Raw genomic sequence first — 19,177 nt, 5'->3', positions numbered from 1 at the left:
GTTACAAGTCATTGACCTTGTTACGCATACAGAACATGGACAGCGAGCTCATCAGCCAGCGTCTCGGCAGCCAACTCCGCCAGCGTCGCCTTAATCGAGGCCTGACCCAGGCAAACCTTGCCGAACTGGCAGGGCTTACCCGCCAGAAAATCATCGCCGTGGAGCGAGGAGACCCTCGTGTCGGTATGGCCGCCTATGCGCGCGCACTCGCAGCCTTGGATTGCGAGCTGGCGGTAGTCCCCGCCGCTTTGCCGACACTGGACGAGATCCAAGGGGTGTTCGACTGATGAAGACCCGGCTGCGCGTCGCAACCCCGTCAGGCGAGAGCGGAGCGCTCGTATCTCAGGATGGCGATTACCTGTTCCGTTACCAAGATGAAGCCTCTGCGCAGGCCGCCGTCAGTTTGCTGATGCCGGTGCGCCTGGATGACTATCGTCGCCGCGAGCTGCATCCAATCTTCCAGATGAATTTACCGGAAGGTTACGTACTGGAGCAGCTACGTAACCGGCTGGCCAAGTTGGTCCCTCTCGATCCCATGGCCCTGCTGGCGCTCACCGGCAGTAGCTCGCCCATCGGCCGCGTGACGGTCGCCTCTCCCGAGATCGATGCCTTGCTGGAGCGCCAGCGCTTTCCAGGCGAACGGCTTAGCGAGATCCTCGCCTGGGATGGCACGGAAGACCTGTTCGTCGAATTGGTGGATCGCTACATCCTGCGCGCCGGTATCTCCGGCGTACAGCCCAAGGTCTTGGTACCTGAGCGAGAGGATGCCCGCTTCACGTCGAGAACCGCCGAGTTGATCATCAAAAGTGGCAGCGCCGAGTTTCCGGGCCTGGCGATCAACGAATACCTCTGCATGTCCGTAGCCCGCGAAGCGGGCATTCCGGTGCCGGAGTTCCATCTTTCCAGCAACGCCAAGCTCTTCGTCATGCGTCGTTTCGACCGCGATGAGCATCTCGATCCTCTCGGTTTCGAAGATATGGCGGCGTTGATGGGCTTGGCGGCGGAGCAGAAATACAGCAAAAGCTACTCGGCCATTGCCAAGGCCATCCGCCTGTTCTGCGCGCCTGATCAGGTCCGCTCCTCATTGGCGCAACTCTTCGCCATGGTGAGCCTAAGCTGCATCCTCGGCAACGGCGATGCCCACCTGAAGAACGTCGGGCTGCTCTATTCCAATCCTGCCCAGCGTGATGCCCGGCTGGCGCCCGCCTACGACATCGTCAACACCACCGCCTACATTCCCGAGGATGTCCTGGCGCTGGAGTTGATGGGCAACAAGTCGCTGTTCGCCTCGCGCCAGGGCCTGCTGGACTTTGCGCGTGTCTGCGACGTTGAACGACCGGCTGAGGTGATCCGGTTCCAACTGGAGGCGCTGGAACGGGTACTGCAGCGTTCGACTGAGCTTTGCATCCAGGCGCCACAGGTGGTCTCTGCCATCCGGCATTGCGCTGCGCCCTTCGTGCAGACGTTCGGCTGAAGCAGTAGGACTCGGGAAAGGCAGGGCAAAAGCCCAAAGCCCAGGCACAAAAAAGCCGCGCAATGCGCGGCTCCTGAAAGCTGGTGGGCCCACACGGACTCGAACCGTGGACCAAAGGATTATGAGTCCTCTGCTCTAACCAACTGAGCTATAGGCCCTATAGCGCGGTGGAGTATACCGGGGGTGGGCAGGATCGCCAAACCCTTGTCGGGCATAAAAAAACCGGAGCCTGGGCTCCGGTTTCTGCTGCAGCGTGGGCGCCTTACTCGTCGAGGAAGGAGCGCAGGTGTTCGCTGCGGGACGGGTGGCGCAGCTTGCGCAGGGCCTTGGCTTCGATCTGGCGGATACGCTCGCGGGTGACGTCGAACTGCTTGCCCACTTCCTCGAGGGTGTGGTCGGTATTCATGTCGATGCCGAAGCGCATGCGCAGGACTTTGGCTTCACGGGCGGTGAGGCCGGAGAGCACGTCGCGGGTGGCTTCCTTGAGGCTTTCGCTGGTGGCCACTTCGATCGGGGACTGCATGGAGCTGTCCTCGATGAAATCGCCCAGGTGCGAATCCTCGTCGTCGCCGATGGGTGTCTCCATGGAGATCGGCTCCTTGGCGATCTTGAGCACCTTGCGGATCTTGTCCTCGGGCATCTCCATGCGCTCGCCCAGCTCTTCCGGGGTCGGCTCGCGCCCCATCTCCTGCAGCATCTGGCGGGAGATCCGGTTCAGCTTGTTGATCGTCTCGATCATGTGCACCGGAATGCGGATGGTGCGCGCCTGGTCGGCGATGGACCGGGTGATGGCCTGGCGAATCCACCAGGTGGCGTAGGTGGAGAACTTGTAGCCACGGCGGTATTCGAACTTGTCCACCGCCTTCATCAGGCCGATGTTGCCTTCCTGGATCAGATCGAGGAATTGCAGGCCGCGGTTGGTGTACTTCTTGGCGATGGAGATCACCAGGCGCAGGTTGGCCTCGACCATTTCCTTCTTGGCACGGCGAGCCTTGGCCTCGCCGATGGACATGGCGCGGTTGATGTCCTTGATCTGCGAGACTTTCAGCTCGTAGTCACGCTCCAGCTCGGCCAGCTGGGTCTGCTTGGCCTGGATGTCGGCCTGGAAGCGCTCGAGACCTTCGGCGTACTTGGGCTTGCCCTTGAGCAGGCCGGCGGTCCAGTCGGTGTTGGTCTCGTTGCCCGGGAAGTGGCGCAGGAAGTCGGCACGCGGCATGCGCGCATCGCGTACGGCGAGCTGCATGATGGCGCGCTCGAGGCCGCGCACCCGCTCCAGTGCCTCGCGGACGCGGGTCACCAGCGCTTCGTACTGCTTGGGCACCAGCTTGATCGGCGAGAACAGCACGGCCAGGGCGACGAATTCTTCCACGGTGCGATCATCGTCGCGGCCGTGCTTCTTCATTACCTTCTGGGTCTTGTCCAACTGCTCGGCGACTGCGCCGAAACGCAGGCGGGCTTCTTCCGGGTCCGGGCCGCCGTCGCCTTCTTCCTCGTCGGCGTCGTCGCTCTCTTCCTCTTCTTCCTTCTCGTCGTCCACGGCCTTGGCGTCGGTAGCCTTGTTCGGGACAGGCAGCTCATCGCTTTCGTTCGGCAGGCTGCCGTCGTCGGGATCGATGTAGCCGGCGAGGACGTCGGACAGGCGACCGCCTTCGGTGGTGACGCGGGTGTATTCGCTGAGGATGTAGTCGACGGTGCCCGGGAACTGGGCGATGGCGCCCATGACTTCGCGGATGCCTTCCTCGATGCGCTTGGCGATCTCGATCTCGCCTTCGCGGGTCAGCAGTTCCACGGTACCCATTTCACGCATGTACATGCGCACCGGGTCCGTGGTACGGCCGACATCGCTCTCCACCGCGGCCAGGGCGGCGGCGGCTTCTTCGGCGGCGGCTTCGTCGGTATCGGTCTCCGCCAGCAGCAGGGCATCGGCGTCCGGCGCGGTCTCGAATACGTTGATCCCCATGTCATTGATCATGCGGATGATGTCTTCCACCTGTTCCGGATCTGAAATATCCTCCGGTAGGTGGTCATTGACCTCCGCGTAAGTCAGGTAGCCCTGCTCACGCCCACGGGCGATCAATTCTTTCAGACGGGATTGCTGTTGCGCTTTTCCGGACATAGGTACCCTTCCACTGAAGGCTTAGGCGGGCAAAAATAAGCTGAACATTATAGCCGGTTAGACGGTGTCCGTGCCAGTTAGGTCACGGTGCCCGCTGGACGGCTAAGGAGTTCGCGTAGGCGGTCCTTGTCTTCGGAGCTCAGCTCGCTCTGTCGCGCCTTGCGTAGGAGTTGCTCCAGCGAGCGATCACGCTGGCTGGCGGCTAACCTCGTTATGGTGTCGAAAAACTGTTGTTCAAGGTTGTCGCCGGCGATCAGCCATTCTTTTTCCGCCAGGGCGCGCAAGAGCCGTCCCTGTTCGGTGCCGTGCCAGCGAGCGATGAGTTGCAGGGTGCTCTGCCCCGGTTTCTTCTGCAGCGCCTCGACCAGGGCGACCAGTAACTGGGCGTACTGATCGCTTTCCTCGGCCAGGTTGCGCGCATCCTGCACCGCCTGGGCCAGGGTCGGGTGATGCAGCAGGCTGCGCAGCGCCGCCAATACCGGCGTTTCCACCTTGACCGGGGGTTGGCGCGGAATGCGTTCACCGCCGCCCTTGCCATTGAAGTCCTTTTTCCAGCCCTTGCCCCCACCCTTGCCCTCGCGGCGTGGCGTCCACTGCTGTTGCGCCGGGGCTTCCTCGGCATGGGCGTAGGCGTAGTCGCCATAGTCCATGGGCGGGGCATCTTGCGGTGGGGCGGAGGGCGCCAGCTGGCTCAGGGCGTCGTTGCCCAGGCCGGTGAGTTCGCTCAGACGCTGGCGCATCAGCAGGCGCAGGTTGTTGCCGGGGATCTTCTCGATCAGCGGTGCGGCCAGGGTAGCGAGGTGGGCCTTGCCCTCCAGGGTGGCCGGGTCCGCCTCGATCATCAGCTGCTGGAAGAAATACTCGGCCAGCGGCTGGGCCTGCTGGACGAAGCGGGCCTGGAAGGCATCCGCGCCCTCGGCACGCACCAGGCTGTCCGGGTCCTCGCCTTCGGGCAGGAACAGGAAGCGTACGCGGAAGCCGTCCTTGAGCACCGGCAGGGCTGACTCCAGGGCGCGCCAGGCAGCGCTGCGGCCGGCCTGGTCGCCGTCGAAGCAGAACAGGATGCTCGGCACGATGCGGAACAGCCGCTTGATGTGCTCTTCACTGGTGGCGGTGCCCAGGGTGGCCACGGCATTGCGGATGCCTTGCTGGGCCAGGGCGATGACGTCCATGTAGCCTTCCACGACGAGGATCTCGTCCAGGTCGCGGTTGTGCTTGCGCGCCTCGAACAGGCCGTAGAGTTCCTGGCCCTTGTGAAAAACCGGGGTCTCCGGCGAGTTGAGGTACTTGGGCTTGTCGTCGCCCAGCACCCGACCGCCGAAGGCGATGACCCGGCCCCGGCTGTCGCGGATCGGGAAGATCACTCGGTCGCGGAAGCGATCGTAACGCTTGCCGCTCTCGGCGTTTTCCACCAGCAGGCCGGCGTCGAGCATGGCCTTCTGCTGCAGGTCATCGCCACCCAGGTGCTTGCCCAGGTTGTCCCAGCCCGGCGGGGCGAAGCCCAGGCCGAAATCGCGGGCGATCTCGCCGGTAAGGCCGCGCTTCTTTAGGTAGTCCACCGCGGCCTGGCGCTTGGGATGGTTGCGCAGCGCCAGGCGATAGTACTCGGCGGCGGCGGCCAGCAGCGGGTAGAGCGGCGAATCCGTGGGTTGCCGCGGCTTGCGCCGACCGCCACTCTCTTCCCGCGGCACGTCCACACCGGCCTTCTTGGCCAGCTCCTCGACCGCCTCGGGGAATTCGAGGTTGTCGTGGTCCATGATGAAGCCCAGGGCGTTGCCGCCGGCGCCACAGCCGAAGCAGTAGTAGAACTGCTTGTCGGGGCTGACGCTGAAGGAGGGCGTCTTCTCGTTGTGGAAGGGGCAGCAGGCCATCCAGTTCTTGCCGGCCTTCTTGAGCTTCACCCGCGCACCCACCACTTCGACGATGTCGGTGCGGTTGAGCAGGTCGTCGATGAAGCCTTGCGGGATGAGTCCGGCCATGGTCAGCGTCTGGATGGAGGAGCGAGTGGCGGAAGGTGGAGCGAGGAGGGCAGTCTAGCGCCAGCGGGTGTCTAGGGCGAAGCGGGAATGCCAGAAACGAACAACCCGACCAGAGGTCGGGTTGCTTGTGACGCCAGGAGAGCGCTGTAACTCAGTACAGACGCTCGCGACGGCGCTGCTCGCGCTGTACTTTCTTGGCGTGGCGCTTGACCGCGGCGGCAGCTTTACGCTTGCGCTCGGCGGTGGGCTTTTCGTAGAACTCGCGGCTACGAACTTCGGCCAGTACACCGGCCTTCTCGCAGGAACGCTTGAAACGACGCAGCGCTACGTCGAAGGGTTCGTTTTCTTTGACTTTGACGTTGGGCATCCAGGTCGTACCTTCAAATTTACCGAGGTTTAATCCAACGCTAGCGGCAAAAGGGCACGGGAAGCGTCGGTTTTTAAGGGTTGCGGATAGTAACGCCTCAACCGCCCCGCTGCCAAGCCCCGGCGGATGAAAAGCGCTGGCCGGTGCTGGAAGCGGCGCTTATCATGCGCAGCCTGACATCTTATACCCTCGAAGGCTTATCTCCATGCGTGTTCTGGGACTGGAAACGTCCTGCGATGAAACCGGCGTCGCGCTCTACGACAGCGAACGGGGCCTGCTGGCCGATGCGCTGTTCAGCCAGATCGATCTGCACCGCGTCTATGGCGGCGTGGTCCCGGAGCTGGCCTCGCGCGATCACGTCAAACGCATGCTGCCGCTGATCCGCGAAGTGCTGGACGGGGCGGGCAGCCGTCCGGACGAGGTGGACGCCATCGCCTACACCGCCGGCCCCGGCCTGGTCGGCGCCCTGCTGGTGGGGGCGGCCTGCGCCCAGGCGCTGGCCCTGGCCTGGGGCGTACCGGCCCTGGGCGTGCACCATATGGAAGGCCATCTGCTGGCGCCCATGCTCGAAGAGGCACCGCCGCAATTTCCCTTCGTCGCCCTGCTGGTGTCCGGTGGCCACACCCAACTGGTGCAGGTCGATGGCATCGGCCGCTACACCGTGCTGGGCGAATCCCTGGACGACGCCGCCGGCGAGGCCTTCGACAAGACCGCCAAGCTGCTGGGGCTAAGTTATCCGGGCGGACCTGAGATCGCCCGCCTGGCCGAGCGCGGCGTAGCAGGTCGCTTCGTCTTCCCGCGGCCCATGACCGATCGCCCGGGCCTGGAATTCAGCTTCAGCGGTCTGAAGACCTTCACCCTCACCACCTGGCAGCGCTGCCAGGCGGCCGGTGACGACAGCGAGCAGACCCGTTGCGACATCGCTCTGGCGTTCCAGACGGCGGTGGTCGAGACCCTGGCGATCAAGTGCAAGCGCGCACTGAAGCAGACCGGGCTCAAGTCGCTGGTGATCGCCGGCGGCGTCAGTGCCAACCGTGCGCTGCGCGAGACGCTGGAGCAGATGCTCGGTGAGCTGGGTGGTCACGTCTTCTATGCCCGACCGCGCTTCTGCACCGACAATGGCGCCATGATCGCCTACGCCGGTTGCCAGCGGCTGCTGGCCGGCCAGCACGAGGGGCCGGCCATTGCCGTCAAGGCGCGCTGGCCCATGGAGCAGCTGGCGGCGCTTTGAGGTGGGCGGGTGACGTCGCTGGGCAATCCCTGCGTAGCGCCAGAGTCAAAAATGACGCTCGGTGCCCTGACGCAGGGCGCGCAGATTATGGCGATGGCGAATCAAAATGAGGGCGGCGAGCAGCAGCATCGGTGCCAGCAGGTCCGGGCGCTGCCAGGCGAACAGCGGCAGGATGCCGAGCACGGCGACCAGCGACGCCAGGGAGGCGATGCGCAGGGCGGCGAACACCGTGGCCCAGAGCACCAGACCCAGCAAGGCCGCGGGTGGATAGAGCCCCATCAGCAGACCGGCGGCCGTGGCCACGCCCTTGCCGCCGCGGAAATGGAAATACAGAGGATAGAGGTGGCCGACCACGGCAGCCAGGCCGATCCAGGCCTGTTGCAGCGGGGAGAGTGCCAACTGCTGGGCGACGAGCACCGGGATGAGGCTCTTGGCCAAGTCGCCGGCCAGGGTCAGCAGGGCCAGCTTGCGGCCGGCCAGGCGCAACATGTTGCTGGCTCCGGGATTGCCGGAGCCGTCGTGACGTGGGTCGCGGGTGCCGAACAGGCGACTGAGCAGCACGGCGAAGGATAGCGAGCCCAGCAGATAGGCTAGCAGGAGCAGCAGCCAGAACATGGTAGGGTTCCGCGCCAGGGTATGGTTCGATTCTACCGACAGCCCGCCGCCCGACGATAGGCCGGCGGCGACGATCAATAGAGCACGGCAAAGGTGCGAGGCGAAGGCAGTGGACAAGGTTTTCATCGAGGGGCTGGAGGTCGACACCGTGATAGGGGTGTACGACTGGGAGCGTGACATCCGCCAGTGCCTGCGCATCGATCTCACCATGGGCTGGGACATCCGCCCGGCTGCCGAGCACGACGAACTCGAACACACCCTGAACTATGCGGCGGTAGCGGAGCGCATCACCGCCTTCGCCCACGAAACGGCTTTCGAGCTGGTCGAGACCTTCGCCGAGCGCCTGGCGGCACTGCTGCAGGCGGAGTTCGCCCTGCCCTGGCTGCGTCTGCGCATCACCAAGCCCGGTGCGGTGCCGACCGCGCGGGGCGTGGGCGTGGAGATCGAGCGGGGCCAGGCGTGACCCGCGTTTACCTGGGGCTGGGCAGCAATATCCAGCGCGAGCAGCACCTGGGCATGGCGCTGGACGAACTCGCGACGCTGCTGACCGCCCTGCACTGCTCACCGGTATTCGAGAGCGAGGCGGTGGGTATCCGCAGCGCGCCCTTCCTCAATCTGGTCGTCGCGGGTGACACCGACCTAGATCCCGCTACCCTGAGTCAGGCGCTCAAGGCCATCGAGACCCGCAGCGGGCGCTATGCGCCGGATCGCCAGGGTCTGCCGTTGGACATCGACATCCTGCTCTACGGCGAGCTGACCGGCGAGGTCGCCGGCCTGACCCTGCCGCGCGCCGAGATCCTGCGCAACGCCTTCGTGCTCTGGCCCCTGGCGCTGCTGGCCGGTGAACGGCGGCACCCGAGCGATGGCCGCCGCTTCGACGAGTTGTGGCAGGAGATGCGTGGCCAGACCACCCAGGTATTGCGCCCGGTATCCTTCCTTTGGCGCGGAGGGGATCTCACACCGGAGGCGTTGCTCGGCGCCAACCTGTCGTAGCGCCTTGCTGTTGGGTTTCTGGCTTCGGCTTCCGAGAGCATCGCGGCCATTGGCCGCTCCTACAGGAAGAGGTACGCCGGTTTGACGTGATCTTTGCCGTGGTTAATGAAACAGAACGCCCGCTCGGATAGCCCCCTCGGGAGAGGGTTGGGGTGAGGGCCTCCTCGCCACCAAGTCTCCAGTGGAAAAGGCTGCGCCGTTTTCCACGCTACGTGAGGTATCTCCACAGCGATAAGACAGTTGCTCCTACAGCTACACCTGTGCCCGTAGGAGCGGCCCATGGCCGCGATATATGAGGGCTCCAAGCGGGCTCGGTCTAGCAACGTTGGGGCTTCGCTGCGCTCAGCGCCAACCTAAGAACCTGTTCACGATCTGCTGCGCGTCGGCCAAACGGCGTTGAACGCGGCTTGGGTCGCCAGCCCGGCCTGGTCGGCCCCATCGCAATGCTCATTTACCTCTCGTCAACCCGGGCGCGGGTCCGATCCGCTTCCAGCTATTTTCGCGGGGCCGCCTAGGCCTTGTTTGTCGCTAGCTCGAGAGATCTTGAACAGGTTCTAAGAGAGCTGTGCCAGGGCTTCGATACGGGCTCGCTTGAGGGCTTCGCCCAGGGCTGCACCCTTGAAGCCCTGGGCGACCAGCGGCTGCACTGCCACCCCGCGCAGTACCTCCGCCGCTTGGCGTAGCAGGGCCAGCGGTGGTTCCTCCTCGTCCGGCCTGGTGGCCGCCACGCAGGCACAGGCCTGTAGGAATTCGTCGAAGCGCGCTGGGCGCCGCAGCACGTCGAAGCCCTGCAGCAGCTCGAACCAGGCCTCCGGTGTCAGGCGCTCCGCTTGCAGGGCCGTGGGCCAGTAGCGGGCTAGCAGCAGCGCCAGCTCGGCGGGTTCATGGGGGACCTTGAGGCGGATGTTGATAGCGGCCTGTCGTTCCTCCGGTACCTCCAGGAGCAGGCAGGCCCAGCGCACGTTCAGCGAGGCCTGTACCTCGGCGGTCTGGCGCAGGGTGGCATAGAGCCGCGCGCCTGGCTCAGGCGAGTCGGCTTCCAGGCCTGCCGTCACTTCCGGCAAGAGCACGGCCAGGGCGCCGCAGTCATGGAGGACCCGGATGAAGACATCCGGGCGGTCTTCGAGCAGGGCACGGGAGGTTTCCTTCCACAGTCGCTCGGCGGTCAGGGCGTCGAGTTCGCCGCTGGCGACCATGTCCTGCATGAGCCGTAGGGTCTCGGGCGCCACCGCGAAGCCCAGGCTGCAATAGCGGGCGGCGAAGCGGGCGACGCGCAGTACCCGCAGCGGGTCTTCGGCGAAGGCCGGGGAGACATGGCGCAACAGGCGCGCCTGGAGATCGGCGCGGCCGCCATAGGGGTCTATGACGTGGCCTTCGTCGTCCTCGGCCATGGCATTGATGGTCAGATCGCGGCGGATCAGGTCCTGTTCGAGGGTGACGTCCGGCGCGGCATGGAAGGTGAAGCCTCCGTAGCCGCGTCCGCTCTTGCGTTCGGTGCGGGCCAGGGCGTATTCCTCGCCGGTTTCGGGATGCAGGAACACCGGGAAGTCGGCGCCCACCGGGCGATAGCCCTGGGCGGCCAGGGTTTCGGCGTCGGCACCCACCACGACCCAGTCGACTTCGGTGACCGGGCGACCGAGCAGGCGATCGCGCACCGCGCCGCCCACCTTGAAGATTTGCATAGAAAAAGACCTCCTTGCGGAGGTCTAGGATAGCGGAAAGACGATCAGGACTCAGATCGGTGAGGCCAGGTCCAGGCGTCGGTCGTGGTCGCGGCTCTCGTGACGCGGCGGGACGTGGAAACTCTGGGTGATCTCCTCGCCCCTCATGCTTTCCAGGCGAATGTCGAAGCCCCACAGGCGGTGCAGGTGCCGGAGTACCTCGTCCGTCGAGTTGCCCAGCGGTTTGCGGTCGTGCTGGAAGTGCCTGAGGGTGAGGGAGCGATCACCGCGGCGGTCGACGTTCCAGATCTGCACGTTGGGTTCGCGGTTGCCCAGGTTGTACTGGGCGGCGAGCTGCTCGCGGATCAGGCGATAGCCGCCGTCGTCGTGGATGGCCGCCACCTCCAGTTCGTCGCGTTGGTCGTCATCGAGGATGCTGAACAGCTTGAGGTCGCGGATCACTTTGGGCGAGAGGAACTGCAGAATGAAGCTTTCATCCTTGAAGCTCTTCATGGCGAAGGTGACGGTGGCCAGCCAATCGCTGCCGGCGATGTCGGGGAACCAGCGACGGTCTTCTTCCGTGGGGTTTTCGCAGATTCGGCGGATGTCGCGGAACATGGCGAAGCCCAGGGTGTAGGGGTTGATACCGCTGTAGTAGGGGCTGTCGAAGCCTGGCTGGTAGATCACTCCGGCATGGGATTGCAGGAATTCGAACATGAAGCCTTCGGTGACCAAGCCTTCGTCGTAGAGGTCATTGAGCAAGGTGTAGTGCCAGAAGGTGGCCCAGCCCTCGTTCATCACTTGGGTCTGGCGCTGCGGATAGAAATACTGGGCGATCTTGCGCACGATGCGGATCACCTCACGCTGCCAGGGCTCCAGCAAGGGTGCATGCTTTTCCAGGAAATAGAGGATGTTCTCCTGGGGTTCGGCGGGGAAGCGTGCGCCTTCGTCGAGCAGCTCCTTGCCGGCCAGCTTGGGAATGGTCCGCCAGAGATCGTTGACCTGGCGCTGTAGCTGCTCTTCGCGCTCCTTCTGCCGTTGACGTTCTTCAGCGGCAGAGATCGGATAGGGACGTTTGTAGCGGTCCACACCGTAGTTCATCAGGGCATGGCAGGAGTCCAGCAACTCTTCCACGGCGTCGATGCCATGGCGCTCTTCACACTGGGTGATGTACTGCTTGGCGAACACCAGGTAATCGATGATGGAGCTGGCATCGGTCCAGGTGCGGAACAGGTAGTTGCCCTTGAAGAAGCTGTTGTGGCCATAGCAGGCGTGGGCGATCACCAGCGCCTGCATGGTCATGGTGTTCTCTTCCATGAGGTAGGCGATGCAGGGATCGGAGTTGATGACGATCTCGTAGGCCAGCCCCATCTGGCCGCGGCTGTAGTGCTTCTCGGTGTGCAGGAAGTGCTTGCCGTAGGACCAGTGGTTGTAGCCGATGGGCATGCCGACGGAGGCGTAGGCATCCATCATCTGCTCTGCGGTGATCACCTCGATCTGGTTGGGATAGGTATCCAGGGCATAGCGCTTGGCGATCCGGGCGATTTCCCGGTCGTAGGTCTGGATCAGCTCGAAGGTCCATTCCGAGCCAGTGGAAATGGGCTCACGTTTCATGACACGAGTCTCCGCTGGAACAGTTCGCGGAACACGGGATAGATGTCACCCGCCGAGACGATCTGCTGCTGCGAGAAGGAGTCCGGGAAGCTGCCGCGGACGTTCTCGTATTCGTACCACAGCGCCTGGTGTTCGCGCGGGGTGATCTCCACGTAGGTGTAGTACTGCATGAACGGCAGGATCTGCTTGGTCAGGATCTCCCGGCAGATGGGGGAATCGTCGTTCCAGTTGTCACCGTCGGAAGCCTGGGCGGCATAGAGGTTCCACTCGTTGACCGGATAGCGTTCGGCCATGACCTCCTGCATCAGCTTGAGGGCGCTGGAGACGATGGTGCCGCCGGTTTCCCGGGAGTAGAAGAACTCTTCCTCGTCCACTTCCTTGGCGCTGGTGTGGTGGCGGATGAACACCACTTCGATGCGCTCGTAGTTCCGCTTGAGGAACAGGTAGAGCAGGATGTAGAAGCGCTTGGCGATGTCCTTGGTGGCCTGGGTCATGGAGCCGGAAACGTCCATCAGGCAGAACATCACCGCCTTGGAACTGGGGCTGGGCTGCTTGGACAGCAGGTTGTACTTGAGGTCGAAGGTGTCGAGGAAGGGGACCTTGTCGATGCGCGCGCGCAGTCGCTCGAGTTCGGTTTCCAGCGCCTGGATGTCGCCCAGGTTGTCGGGTTCCTCCACCCGCAGGCGGGCCAGTTCTGCCTTCACTTCACGCAGCTTGTTGCGGCTGCCGCCGGATAGGGCGATGCGGCGGGCATGGGAGGCGCGCAGGGTGCGGATGATGTTGATGCGGGCCGGGTTGCCCTCGTTGCTGATGCCGGCGCGTACCGTCTTGAAGGTGTCGGTGCCAGTCAGCTGCTTCTTGACCAGGTTGGGCAGTTCCAGATCCTCGAACATGAATTCGAGGAATTCGTCCTGGGTGATCTGGAAGGCGAATTCATCCATGCCTTCGCCACTGTTGCTGGCCTTGCCCTGGCCTTGACCACCGCCGCCGCCTTGGGGCCGCGGGATACGCTCGCCGCTGACGAATTCCTTGTTACCCGGGTGGACGATGGTCTGGCGTCCGCCCTTGCCTTGATAGAGGGCGGGCTCGTCGATGTCGCGGGCAGGAATGCTGATCTGCTCGCCGTGCTCCATGTCGGTGATGGAGCGCCGGCTCACGGCTTCCTCGACCGCCTTCTTGATGTGCTCGCGGTACCGCCGCAAGAAGCGCGTACGGTTCACCGTGCTCTTGTTCTTGCCGTTTAGACGCCGGTCGATGACATAACTCATACAGGCCCTCCGGGCTATTGCAGGACGCCGCGACGACGCCTCTGGCGCGCCGTCGCGGGTTCAGCCTCAGGCTGCCTTACTGCGACTTGCGTACCCGTGAATACCATTCGGACAACAGTCGTACCTGCTTCTCGGTGTACCCGCGCTGGACCATGCGGGTGACGAAGTCGCTGTGCTTCTGCTGGTCCTCCTTGCTGGCCTTGGCGTTGAAGCTGATGACCGGAAGCAGCTCCTCGGTGTTGGAGAACATCTTCTTCTCGATCACTGCGCGCAGCTTCTCGTAGGACAGCCAGCTCGGGTTCTTGCCGTTATTGTTGGCACGGGCGCGCAACACGAAGTTGACGATTTCGTTGCGGAAATCCTTCGGATTGCTGATGCCGGCCGGCTTCTCGATCTTCTCCAGTTCCTCGTTGAGGGAGGCCCGATTGAGGATCTCGCCGGTTTCCGGATCGCGGTATTCCTGGTCCTGGATCCAGAAGTCCGCATAGAGCACGTAGCGGTCGAAGATGTTCTGGCCGTATTCGCTGTAGGACTCGAGGTAGGCGGTCTGGATCTCCTTGCCGATGAACTCCACGTAGCGCGGCGCCAGGTATTCCTTGATGAATCTCATGTAGCGCTCGCGGGTCTCGGCCGGGAACTGCTCGGCCTCGATCTGCTGTTCCAGCACATAGAGCAGGTGCACCGGGTTGGCCGCCACCTCGTTGGCGTCGAAGTTGAACACCCGCGAGAGGATCTTGAAGGCGAAGCGGGTGGAGAGGCCGTTCATGCCCTCGTCGACGCCCGCGCTGTCACGGTATTCCTGGATCGACTTGGCCTTGGGATCGGTGTCCTTGAGGTTCTCGCCGTCGTAGACACGCATCTTCGAGTAGATGTTGGAGTTCTCCGGCTCCTTCAGGCGCGAGAGCACCGAGAACTGCGCCAGCATCTTGAGGGTGTCCGGCGCGCAGTGGGCCTTGGCCAGGGAGCTATTGATCAGCAGCTTGTCGTAGATGTGGATCTCGTCGGAGACGCGCAGGCAATAGGGCACCTTGACGATGTAGATCCGGTCGATGAAGGCCTCGTTGTTTTTGTTGTTGCGGAAGGTGTGCCACTCGGATTCGTTGGAGTGGGCCAGGATGATGCCGCTGTAGGGCAGGGCGCCGAGGCCCTCGGTGCTGTTGTAGTTGCCTTCCTGGGTGGCGGTCAGCAGCGGATGCAGGACCTTGATCGGGGCCTTGAACATCTCCACGAATTCCATCAGGCCCTGGTTCGCCCGGCACAGGGCGCCGGAATAGCTGTAGGCGTCCGCATCGTTCTGCGGGTATTCCTCCAGCTTGCGAATGTCCACCTTGCCCACCAGGGCGGAGATGTCCTGGTTGTTCTCGTCGCCTGGTTCGGTCTTGGCGATGGCGACCTGGTTGAGGATGGAGGGGTAGAGCTTGACCACCTTGAACTTGCTGATGTCGCCGCCGAATTCCTGCAGGCGCTTGGCCGCCCAGGGCGACATGATGCTGCGCAGGTAATGGCGGGGAATGCCGTAGTCCTCTTCGAGGATCTGGCCGTCTTCGTCCGGATTGAACAGCCCCAGGGGCGATTCGAACACCGGCGAGCCCTTGATGGCGTAGAAGGGGACCTTCTCGATCAGGTGCTTGAGTTTCTCCGCGAGGGACGACTTGCCACCACCCACCGGGCCGAGCAGATAGAGGATCTGCTTCTTCTCTTCCAGGCCCTGCGCCGCATGGCGGAAGTAGGACACGATCTGCTCGATGCAGTCTTCCATGCCATGGAAGTCGGCAAAGGCAGGATAGCGACGGATGACCTTGTTGGAAAAGATGCGGGATAGACGTGAGTCGCTGGTGGTATCCACCAGCTCGGGTTCGCCGATGGCCATGAGCATGCGCTCGGCGGCACTGGCAAAGGCGGTACGATCCTTCTTGCAGATCTCAAGGTATTCCTGAAGGGAATACTCTTCCTGACGAGTCGCTTCGAAACGCTCCTGGAAGTGACTGAAAATGCTCATGACGTCTCCTCGCTGGATACCCTGGACCAGCTTGGAATCGATGCCTGGAGCCTTGCCTTGCTGCCGGTGGGGAGCGGTCATGCCGGGCGACGAACGATAACGTCTGCACTACCTTCGCTGTCGTCTTGCCTGATCGATCCTTATCGCCTGCAGAGTAGGGTTGGGTTTCGAGAGACGCACGAAGGAGACCGATGGAGACGGTCCCCCTGGAATTCCCCCGAATCTCCAGTGGTTACACCGATGGTCCAAAGCCGGTTATCGAGCCCGACGTTTCCGCCGGGCCTGATTCCAGAATAGTCCTATCTGCGAGATGTGGAAGAGCCAATTCGGTTTATTCTTGTAACGACAGCGTCAATGGTCTGTGTTAAGTGACCGAGGGCTCAGCCCTGGCCGCTCTCGGTGTGCTCCGGATAGCGGGTGCGCCAGTTCTCGAAGCCACCATCGACGCTGTAGACCTGGCTGAAGCCCTGGCCGGCGAAGAAGGCCGCAGCGCTCTGGCTGGAGTGGCCGTGGTAGCAGAACACCAGCAGCGGCGCGTCGAGATCGGCGGCAGCGATGAAGTCGTGGATGTTCTGGTTGTCGACCCGCTGTGCCCCGGCTACGTGCAGGCTGGCGTAACTGTGCGGATCACGGATGTCGACGATGCGGGCGCCCTGATCGCGCAGTTCGAGAGCGCGGTCGGGGGAGATACAGGTGATTTCGCTCATTTCTTCTCCTTGCAACTGCAGAGATGACGGCGCTGGCCGTCGACGTCGAGCAGGGTCATGTCGCCACCCCAGACGCAGCCGCTGTCGAGTGCCTCGACGTTGGGCGTTGCGCAGCGGCCCTTGAGCGCGGCCCAGTGACCGAACAGGATCCGCACGTCCCGGGTTAGCCGATGCTCATGGCTGAACCAGGGGGCGAAGCCGACCGGGGCGCTGTCCAGGCCTTCCTTGCTCTTGAATTCCAGCTGGCCTTCCGGGCTGCAGAATCTCATGCGCGTCAGGTAATTGGTGATCAGGCGCAGGCGCTCCTGGCCCTGCAGCTCATCTTGCCAGAGTGCCGGCTCGTTGCCATACATCTGTTCGAGAAAACGCACATGCGCCTCGTCGTCGCGCAGCACGGCTTCCACCTCGCCCGCGAGGCTCAGCGCCTGGCTCAGCGTCCACTGCGGCGGCAGGCCGGCATGGACCAGCACGCAATTGCGTTCGGCATCGTGCTGGATCAGCGGCAGGTGGCGCAGCCAATGCAGCAATTCATCGCGGTCTGGCGCGGCGAGAATGTCGCCCAGGGTGTCCTGCTTCTTCAGCTTGGCGCCCCCGAGCGCCACTGCCAGCAGGTGCAGGTCGTGATTGCCCAGCACGCTGACCACCGAATCGCGCAGGGCGTAAAGGTATCTCAGGGTTTCCAGCGACTGCGGGCCGCGGTTGACCAGATCACCCACCAGCCAGAGGCGGTCCTGCGCGGGATCGAAGCGGACCTCGTCGAGGAGGCATTTGAGCGGGTCGAGGCAACCTTGGAGGTCGCCCACAGCGTACAGCGTCATCGGCAGTCCTAGTGTAGCGCGCCCGGTACGGCCAGGCGGAAGGTGGGAATGGCAGCCTCGAAGGGATGGCCGTCGCTGGCGACCATCTGATAGCTGCCCCTCATGCTGCCCACCTGGGTGGGCAGCAGGGTGCCGCTGGAGTAGCTGTGGGTCTCGCCCGGAGCGATCAGGGGCTGCTCGCCGACCACGCCTGGGCCGCGGACTTCCTGCACCTCGCCATTGCCGTCGGTGATGATCCAGTGCCGGCTGAGCAGTTGCGCCGGCAGGCGGCCGTCGTTGCGGATACGCACGTCGTAGGCGAAAGCGTAGCGCTCCTGGCTGGCGCTGGATTGTTCGGGCAGGTAGCGGGTGGTGACCTGCACGGTGATGAGGTAGCGCGGATCGGACTCGGTCACGTCAAAGGCTCTCTACGAAGGGGAGGGGCTCAGTGGGCCGCCAGCTGATTGGCCAGGCGCACGTAGGCGGCCAGGTCCAATTGCTCGGGCCGCAGGCCGGGGTCGACGTCGGCCGCCTCGATGGCTGCGCTGTCCAGGGTGCCCTTGAGGGTGTTCCGCAGCGTCTTGCGGCGCTGGCCGAAGGCCTCGCGTACCACGCGTTCCAGCAGCACTGGGTCACGGGCCGTGTGCGGTCGCTCGGCATGGGGCACCAGGCGCACGATGGCCGAATCCACCTTGGGCGGCGGATTGAAGGCCCCGGGACCGACGTTGAACAGGTGCTCCACGCGGCAGTGGTACTGCACCATGATCGACAGCCGTCCCCAATCACCGTTGCCGGGTACCGCGGCCAGACGCTCCACCACTTCCTTCTGCAGCATGAAGTGCATGTCGGCGATGATGTCGGCGAAGCTGAGCAGGTGGAAGATCAGCGGCGTGGAGATGTTGTAGGGCAGGTTGCCCACGACCCGCAGGCGCTCGCCATTGGCGATGCTGGAGAGGTCGTACTTCATGGCGTCACCCTGGTGCAGGGTGAACAGCGGATTGAGGCCGAACTTGAGCTTGAGCAGCGGGATCAGGTCCTGGTCCAGCTCGATGACGTCGAGGTGGGCACCGCTGCCCAGCAGGCCCTCGGTCAGGGCGCCCTGGCCCGGGCCGATTTCCAGCAGCCGCTCGCCGGGTCGCCCATGGATGGCGCGCAGGATGCGATGGATCACCCCGGCGTCGTGCAGGAAATTCTGGCCGAACCTCTTGCGGGCGCGGTGTTGGTAGAGCTCGGTCATCAGGTGCTCCGGCGCAGGCGCCGGGCCTGCGATTCAAGACGGCAAAGACCCGCCAGTTTAGCAGACCCTTGACCGTCACCGGGGCGCTCAGGTCACCGAACGGCGATGGGCTGCCATGGCGTAGGCGGTGTCGAGGGCGACCTTGAGGCTGCCGGTGTCGATCCGTCCGCTGCCGGCCAGGTCCAGGGCGGTGCCGTGGTCGACCGAGGTACGAATGATCGGCAGGCCCAGGGTCACGTTGACCGCGGCGCCGAAGCCCTTGTGCTTGAGCACCGGCAGGCCCTGGTCGTGATACATGGCCAGTACCGCGTCGCAGTGCTCGAGGTGCTTGGGGGTGAAGAGGGTATCGGCGGGCAGCGGGCCGACGAGGTCGAGGCCCTCGGCGCGCAGGGTCGCCAGGGCCGGCTCGATGATCTCGATCTCCTCGCGGCCCAGGTGACCACCCTCGCCGGCATGGGGATTGAGTCCGCAGACCAGGATGCGCGGCCGGGCGATGCCGAAGTAGCGTCTCAGGTCGCCGTCGAGGATGCGGGCCACGTCCAGCAGCGTCTGGCGGTCGATGGCATCGGCCACTTCACGCAGCGGCAGATGGGTAGTGACCAGGGCGACTCTCAGGCCCTCGGTCGCCAGCAGCATCACCACCTGGGGTGTGCGGGTCAGTTCGGCGAGGAATTCGGTATGGCCGGAGAAGGCCACGCCACCGTCGTTGATCACGCCCTTGTGCACGGGAGCGGTGATCATGCCGGCGAAGGTGCCGTCCAGGCAGCCCTGGCCCGCGCGGGTCAGGGTTTCCAGCACATAGGCGGCGTTGGCGGTATCGAGCTGGCCCGTGATCACGGGGGCACCCGGCGGGGTATCCCAGACGTAGAGCGCACCTGCCGGTGCGGGACGGTCGGGCCAGGCGGCCGGCGATACCTCGATCAGGTCGATGGCGAGGCCCAATTCGGCGGCGCGCACAGTCAGCAGGTCGCGACTGGCGATGGCGATCAGGGCGTGGGGTTGGGCATCCCGGGCGAGCAGCAGGCAGAGATCGGGACCGATGCCGGCAGGTTCACCGGGGGTGAGGGCGAAGCGCAGGACCATGCACAGCTCCTGAAACAGACAGGCCGCAGGGGATGC

The 19,177-nt window shown here is 64.1% G+C and carries 18 protein-coding genes and 1 tRNA gene; 5 read left to right on the top strand and 14 right to left on the bottom strand.

Annotated features, from left to right (window positions below; translation table 11 throughout):
* The first annotated feature begins 35 nt into the window (after positions 1–35).
* Together RND78_RS22750 and RND78_RS22745 are read left to right on the top strand one after the other, a co-directional pair.
* Positions 36–287 carry a helix-turn-helix transcriptional regulator gene (locus RND78_RS22750; protein ID WP_058794802.1) on the top strand — a complete coding sequence of 84 codons (252 nt, stop codon included), beginning with the start codon at positions 36–38 and terminating at the stop codon, positions 285–287.
* The gene (locus tag RND78_RS22745; RefSeq protein ID WP_312732260.1) at positions 287–1,474 is read left to right on the top strand and encodes a type II toxin-antitoxin system HipA family toxin; all 1,188 of its coding nucleotides are present in this window, start codon (positions 287–289) and stop codon (positions 1,472–1,474) included. The genes RND78_RS22750 and RND78_RS22745 overlap by 1 nt, the downstream gene beginning before the upstream one ends.
* An 81-nt stretch (positions 1,475–1,555) precedes the next feature.
* Here RND78_RS22745 and RND78_RS22740 read toward each other — a convergent pair.
* From RND78_RS22740 to rpsU, 4 genes are all read right to left on the bottom strand, one after another.
* A tRNA-Ile gene (locus RND78_RS22740) sits at positions 1,556–1,632 on the bottom strand.
* Between the two features lie 104 nt (positions 1,633–1,736).
* Complete coding sequence (gene rpoD / locus RND78_RS22735) at positions 1,737–3,590, bottom strand: RNA polymerase sigma factor RpoD (RefSeq protein WP_312732259.1); 1,854 nt, start codon at positions 3,588–3,590, stop codon at positions 1,737–1,739.
* 77 nt (positions 3,591–3,667) lie between these two features.
* Positions 3,668–5,569, bottom strand: a complete 1,902-nt coding sequence (gene dnaG / locus RND78_RS22730; RefSeq protein ID WP_312732258.1) for a DNA primase — start codon at positions 5,567–5,569, stop codon at positions 3,668–3,670.
* A 151-nt stretch (positions 5,570–5,720) separates the two neighbouring features.
* Positions 5,721–5,936, bottom strand: a complete 216-nt coding sequence (gene rpsU / locus RND78_RS22725; protein WP_007159750.1) for a 30S ribosomal protein S21 — start codon at positions 5,934–5,936, stop codon at positions 5,721–5,723.
* Between the two features lie 205 nt (positions 5,937–6,141).
* Here rpsU and tsaD point away from each other — a divergent pair, with 205 nt between their 5' ends.
* Positions 6,142–7,167, top strand: a complete 1,026-nt coding sequence (tsaD, locus tag RND78_RS22720) for a tRNA (adenosine(37)-N6)-threonylcarbamoyltransferase complex transferase subunit TsaD (RefSeq protein ID WP_312732257.1) — start codon at positions 6,142–6,144, stop codon at positions 7,165–7,167.
* Positions 7,168–7,212: 45 nt separating this feature from the next.
* On the opposite strand, the gene plsY is transcribed toward tsaD, so the two are convergent.
* A complete protein-coding gene (plsY, locus tag RND78_RS22715) occupies positions 7,213–7,782 on the bottom strand; it encodes a glycerol-3-phosphate 1-O-acyltransferase PlsY (RefSeq protein ID WP_312732256.1) in 570 nt (189 codons plus the stop codon).
* Positions 7,783–7,891: 109 nt separating this feature from the next.
* On the opposite strand from plsY, the gene folB reads away from it, so the two are divergent.
* Together folB and folK are read left to right on the top strand one after the other, a co-directional pair.
* A complete protein-coding gene (gene folB, locus RND78_RS22710) occupies positions 7,892–8,245 on the top strand; it encodes a dihydroneopterin aldolase (RefSeq protein ID WP_312732254.1) in 354 nt (117 codons plus the stop codon).
* Positions 8,242–8,775, top strand: a complete 534-nt coding sequence (gene folK / locus RND78_RS22705) for a 2-amino-4-hydroxy-6-hydroxymethyldihydropteridine diphosphokinase (protein WP_312732253.1) — start codon at positions 8,242–8,244, stop codon at positions 8,773–8,775. The genes folB and folK overlap by 4 nt, the downstream gene beginning before the upstream one ends.
* A gap of 554 nt (positions 8,776–9,329) precedes the next feature.
* On the opposite strand, the gene RND78_RS22700 is transcribed toward folK, so the two are convergent.
* From RND78_RS22700 to pdxA, 9 genes are all read right to left on the bottom strand, one after another.
* Complete coding sequence (locus tag RND78_RS22700; RefSeq protein WP_312732252.1) at positions 9,330–10,457, bottom strand: multifunctional CCA addition/repair protein; 1,128 nt, start codon at positions 10,455–10,457, stop codon at positions 9,330–9,332.
* Between the two features lie 51 nt (positions 10,458–10,508).
* Positions 10,509–12,050 carry a SpoVR family protein gene (locus RND78_RS22695; protein WP_312732250.1) on the bottom strand — a complete coding sequence of 514 codons (1,542 nt, stop codon included), beginning with the start codon at positions 12,048–12,050 and terminating at the stop codon, positions 10,509–10,511.
* Positions 12,047–13,318: a YeaH/YhbH family protein gene (locus RND78_RS22690; RefSeq protein WP_312732249.1), complete on the bottom strand. Its 1,272-nt coding sequence runs from the start codon at positions 13,316–13,318 to the stop codon at positions 12,047–12,049. Before RND78_RS22690 ends, RND78_RS22695 begins: the two co-directional genes overlap by 4 nt.
* A gap of 76 nt (positions 13,319–13,394) precedes the next feature.
* A complete protein-coding gene (locus tag RND78_RS22685) occupies positions 13,395–15,317 on the bottom strand; it encodes a PrkA family serine protein kinase (protein WP_312732248.1) in 1,923 nt (640 codons plus the stop codon).
* Between the two features lie 380 nt (positions 15,318–15,697).
* Positions 15,698–16,024 carry a thiosulfate sulfurtransferase GlpE gene (gene glpE / locus RND78_RS22680; RefSeq protein WP_312732247.1) on the bottom strand — a complete coding sequence of 109 codons (327 nt, stop codon included), beginning with the start codon at positions 16,022–16,024 and terminating at the stop codon, positions 15,698–15,700.
* Positions 16,021–16,842: a symmetrical bis(5'-nucleosyl)-tetraphosphatase gene (locus RND78_RS22675; protein ID WP_312732246.1), complete on the bottom strand. Its 822-nt coding sequence runs from the start codon at positions 16,840–16,842 to the stop codon at positions 16,021–16,023. The genes glpE and RND78_RS22675 overlap by 4 nt, the downstream gene beginning before the upstream one ends.
* 8 nt (positions 16,843–16,850) lie before the next feature.
* Positions 16,851–17,237, bottom strand: coding sequence for a Co2+/Mg2+ efflux protein ApaG (gene apaG, locus RND78_RS22670; protein ID WP_312732244.1), 387 nt, complete (start codon positions 17,235–17,237; stop codon positions 16,851–16,853).
* 29 nt (positions 17,238–17,266) lie between these two features.
* Entirely contained in the window at positions 17,267–18,058 is a 792-nt protein-coding gene (gene rsmA, locus RND78_RS22665) for a 16S rRNA (adenine(1518)-N(6)/adenine(1519)-N(6))-dimethyltransferase RsmA (protein WP_312732243.1), read from the bottom strand.
* Between the two features lie 87 nt (positions 18,059–18,145).
* Positions 18,146–19,141: a 4-hydroxythreonine-4-phosphate dehydrogenase PdxA gene (gene pdxA, locus RND78_RS22660; RefSeq protein WP_312732241.1), complete on the bottom strand. Its 996-nt coding sequence runs from the start codon at positions 19,139–19,141 to the stop codon at positions 18,146–18,148.
* Between the last annotated feature and the right edge of the window lie 36 nt (positions 19,142–19,177).

This window comes from Pseudomonas oryzihabitans, assembly GCF_032027545.1.
Lineage (GTDB): Bacteria > Pseudomonadota > Gammaproteobacteria > Pseudomonadales > Pseudomonadaceae > Chryseomonas > Chryseomonas oryzihabitans_F.
This window is presented reverse-complemented; position numbering and strand designations above follow the sequence as displayed.

What these genes read in the sequence shown, in the direction of transcription:
- RND78_RS22750 (WP_058794802.1), top strand. Translation starts at nt 36, where the DNA reads ATGGACAGCGAGCTCATCAGCCAGCGTCTCGGCAGCCAACTCCGCCAG.
- RND78_RS22745 (WP_312732260.1), top strand. Translation starts at nt 287, where the DNA reads ATGAAGACCCGGCTGCGCGTCGCAACCCCGTCAGGCGAGAGCGGAGCG.
- rpoD (WP_312732259.1), bottom strand. Translation starts at nt 3,590, where the DNA reads ATGTCCGGAAAAGCGCAACAGCAATCCCGTCTGAAAGAATTGATCGCC.
- dnaG (WP_312732258.1), bottom strand. Translation starts at nt 5,569, where the DNA reads ATGGCCGGACTCATCCCGCAAGGCTTCATCGACGACCTGCTCAACCGC.
- rpsU (WP_007159750.1), bottom strand. Translation starts at nt 5,936, where the DNA reads ATGCCCAACGTCAAAGTCAAAGAAAACGAACCCTTCGACGTAGCGCTG.
- tsaD (WP_312732257.1), top strand. Translation starts at nt 6,142, where the DNA reads ATGCGTGTTCTGGGACTGGAAACGTCCTGCGATGAAACCGGCGTCGCG.
- plsY (WP_312732256.1), bottom strand. Translation starts at nt 7,782, where the DNA reads ATGTTCTGGCTGCTGCTCCTGCTAGCCTATCTGCTGGGCTCGCTATCC.
- RND78_RS22700 (WP_312732252.1), bottom strand. Translation starts at nt 10,457, where the DNA reads ATGCAAATCTTCAAGGTGGGCGGCGCGGTGCGCGATCGCCTGCTCGGT.
- RND78_RS22695 (WP_312732250.1), bottom strand. Translation starts at nt 12,050, where the DNA reads ATGAAACGTGAGCCCATTTCCACTGGCTCGGAATGGACCTTCGAGCTG.
- RND78_RS22690 (WP_312732249.1), bottom strand. Translation starts at nt 13,318, where the DNA reads ATGAGTTATGTCATCGACCGGCGTCTAAACGGCAAGAACAAGAGCACG.
- RND78_RS22685 (WP_312732248.1), bottom strand. Translation starts at nt 15,317, where the DNA reads ATGAGCATTTTCAGTCACTTCCAGGAGCGTTTCGAAGCGACTCGTCAG.
- glpE (WP_312732247.1), bottom strand. Translation starts at nt 16,024, where the DNA reads ATGAGCGAAATCACCTGTATCTCCCCCGACCGCGCTCTCGAACTGCGC.
- RND78_RS22675 (WP_312732246.1), bottom strand. Translation starts at nt 16,842, where the DNA reads ATGACGCTGTACGCTGTGGGCGACCTCCAAGGTTGCCTCGACCCGCTC.
- rsmA (WP_312732243.1), bottom strand. Translation starts at nt 18,058, where the DNA reads ATGACCGAGCTCTACCAACACCGCGCCCGCAAGAGGTTCGGCCAGAAT.
- pdxA (WP_312732241.1), bottom strand. Translation starts at nt 19,141, where the DNA reads ATGGTCCTGCGCTTCGCCCTCACCCCCGGTGAACCTGCCGGCATCGGT.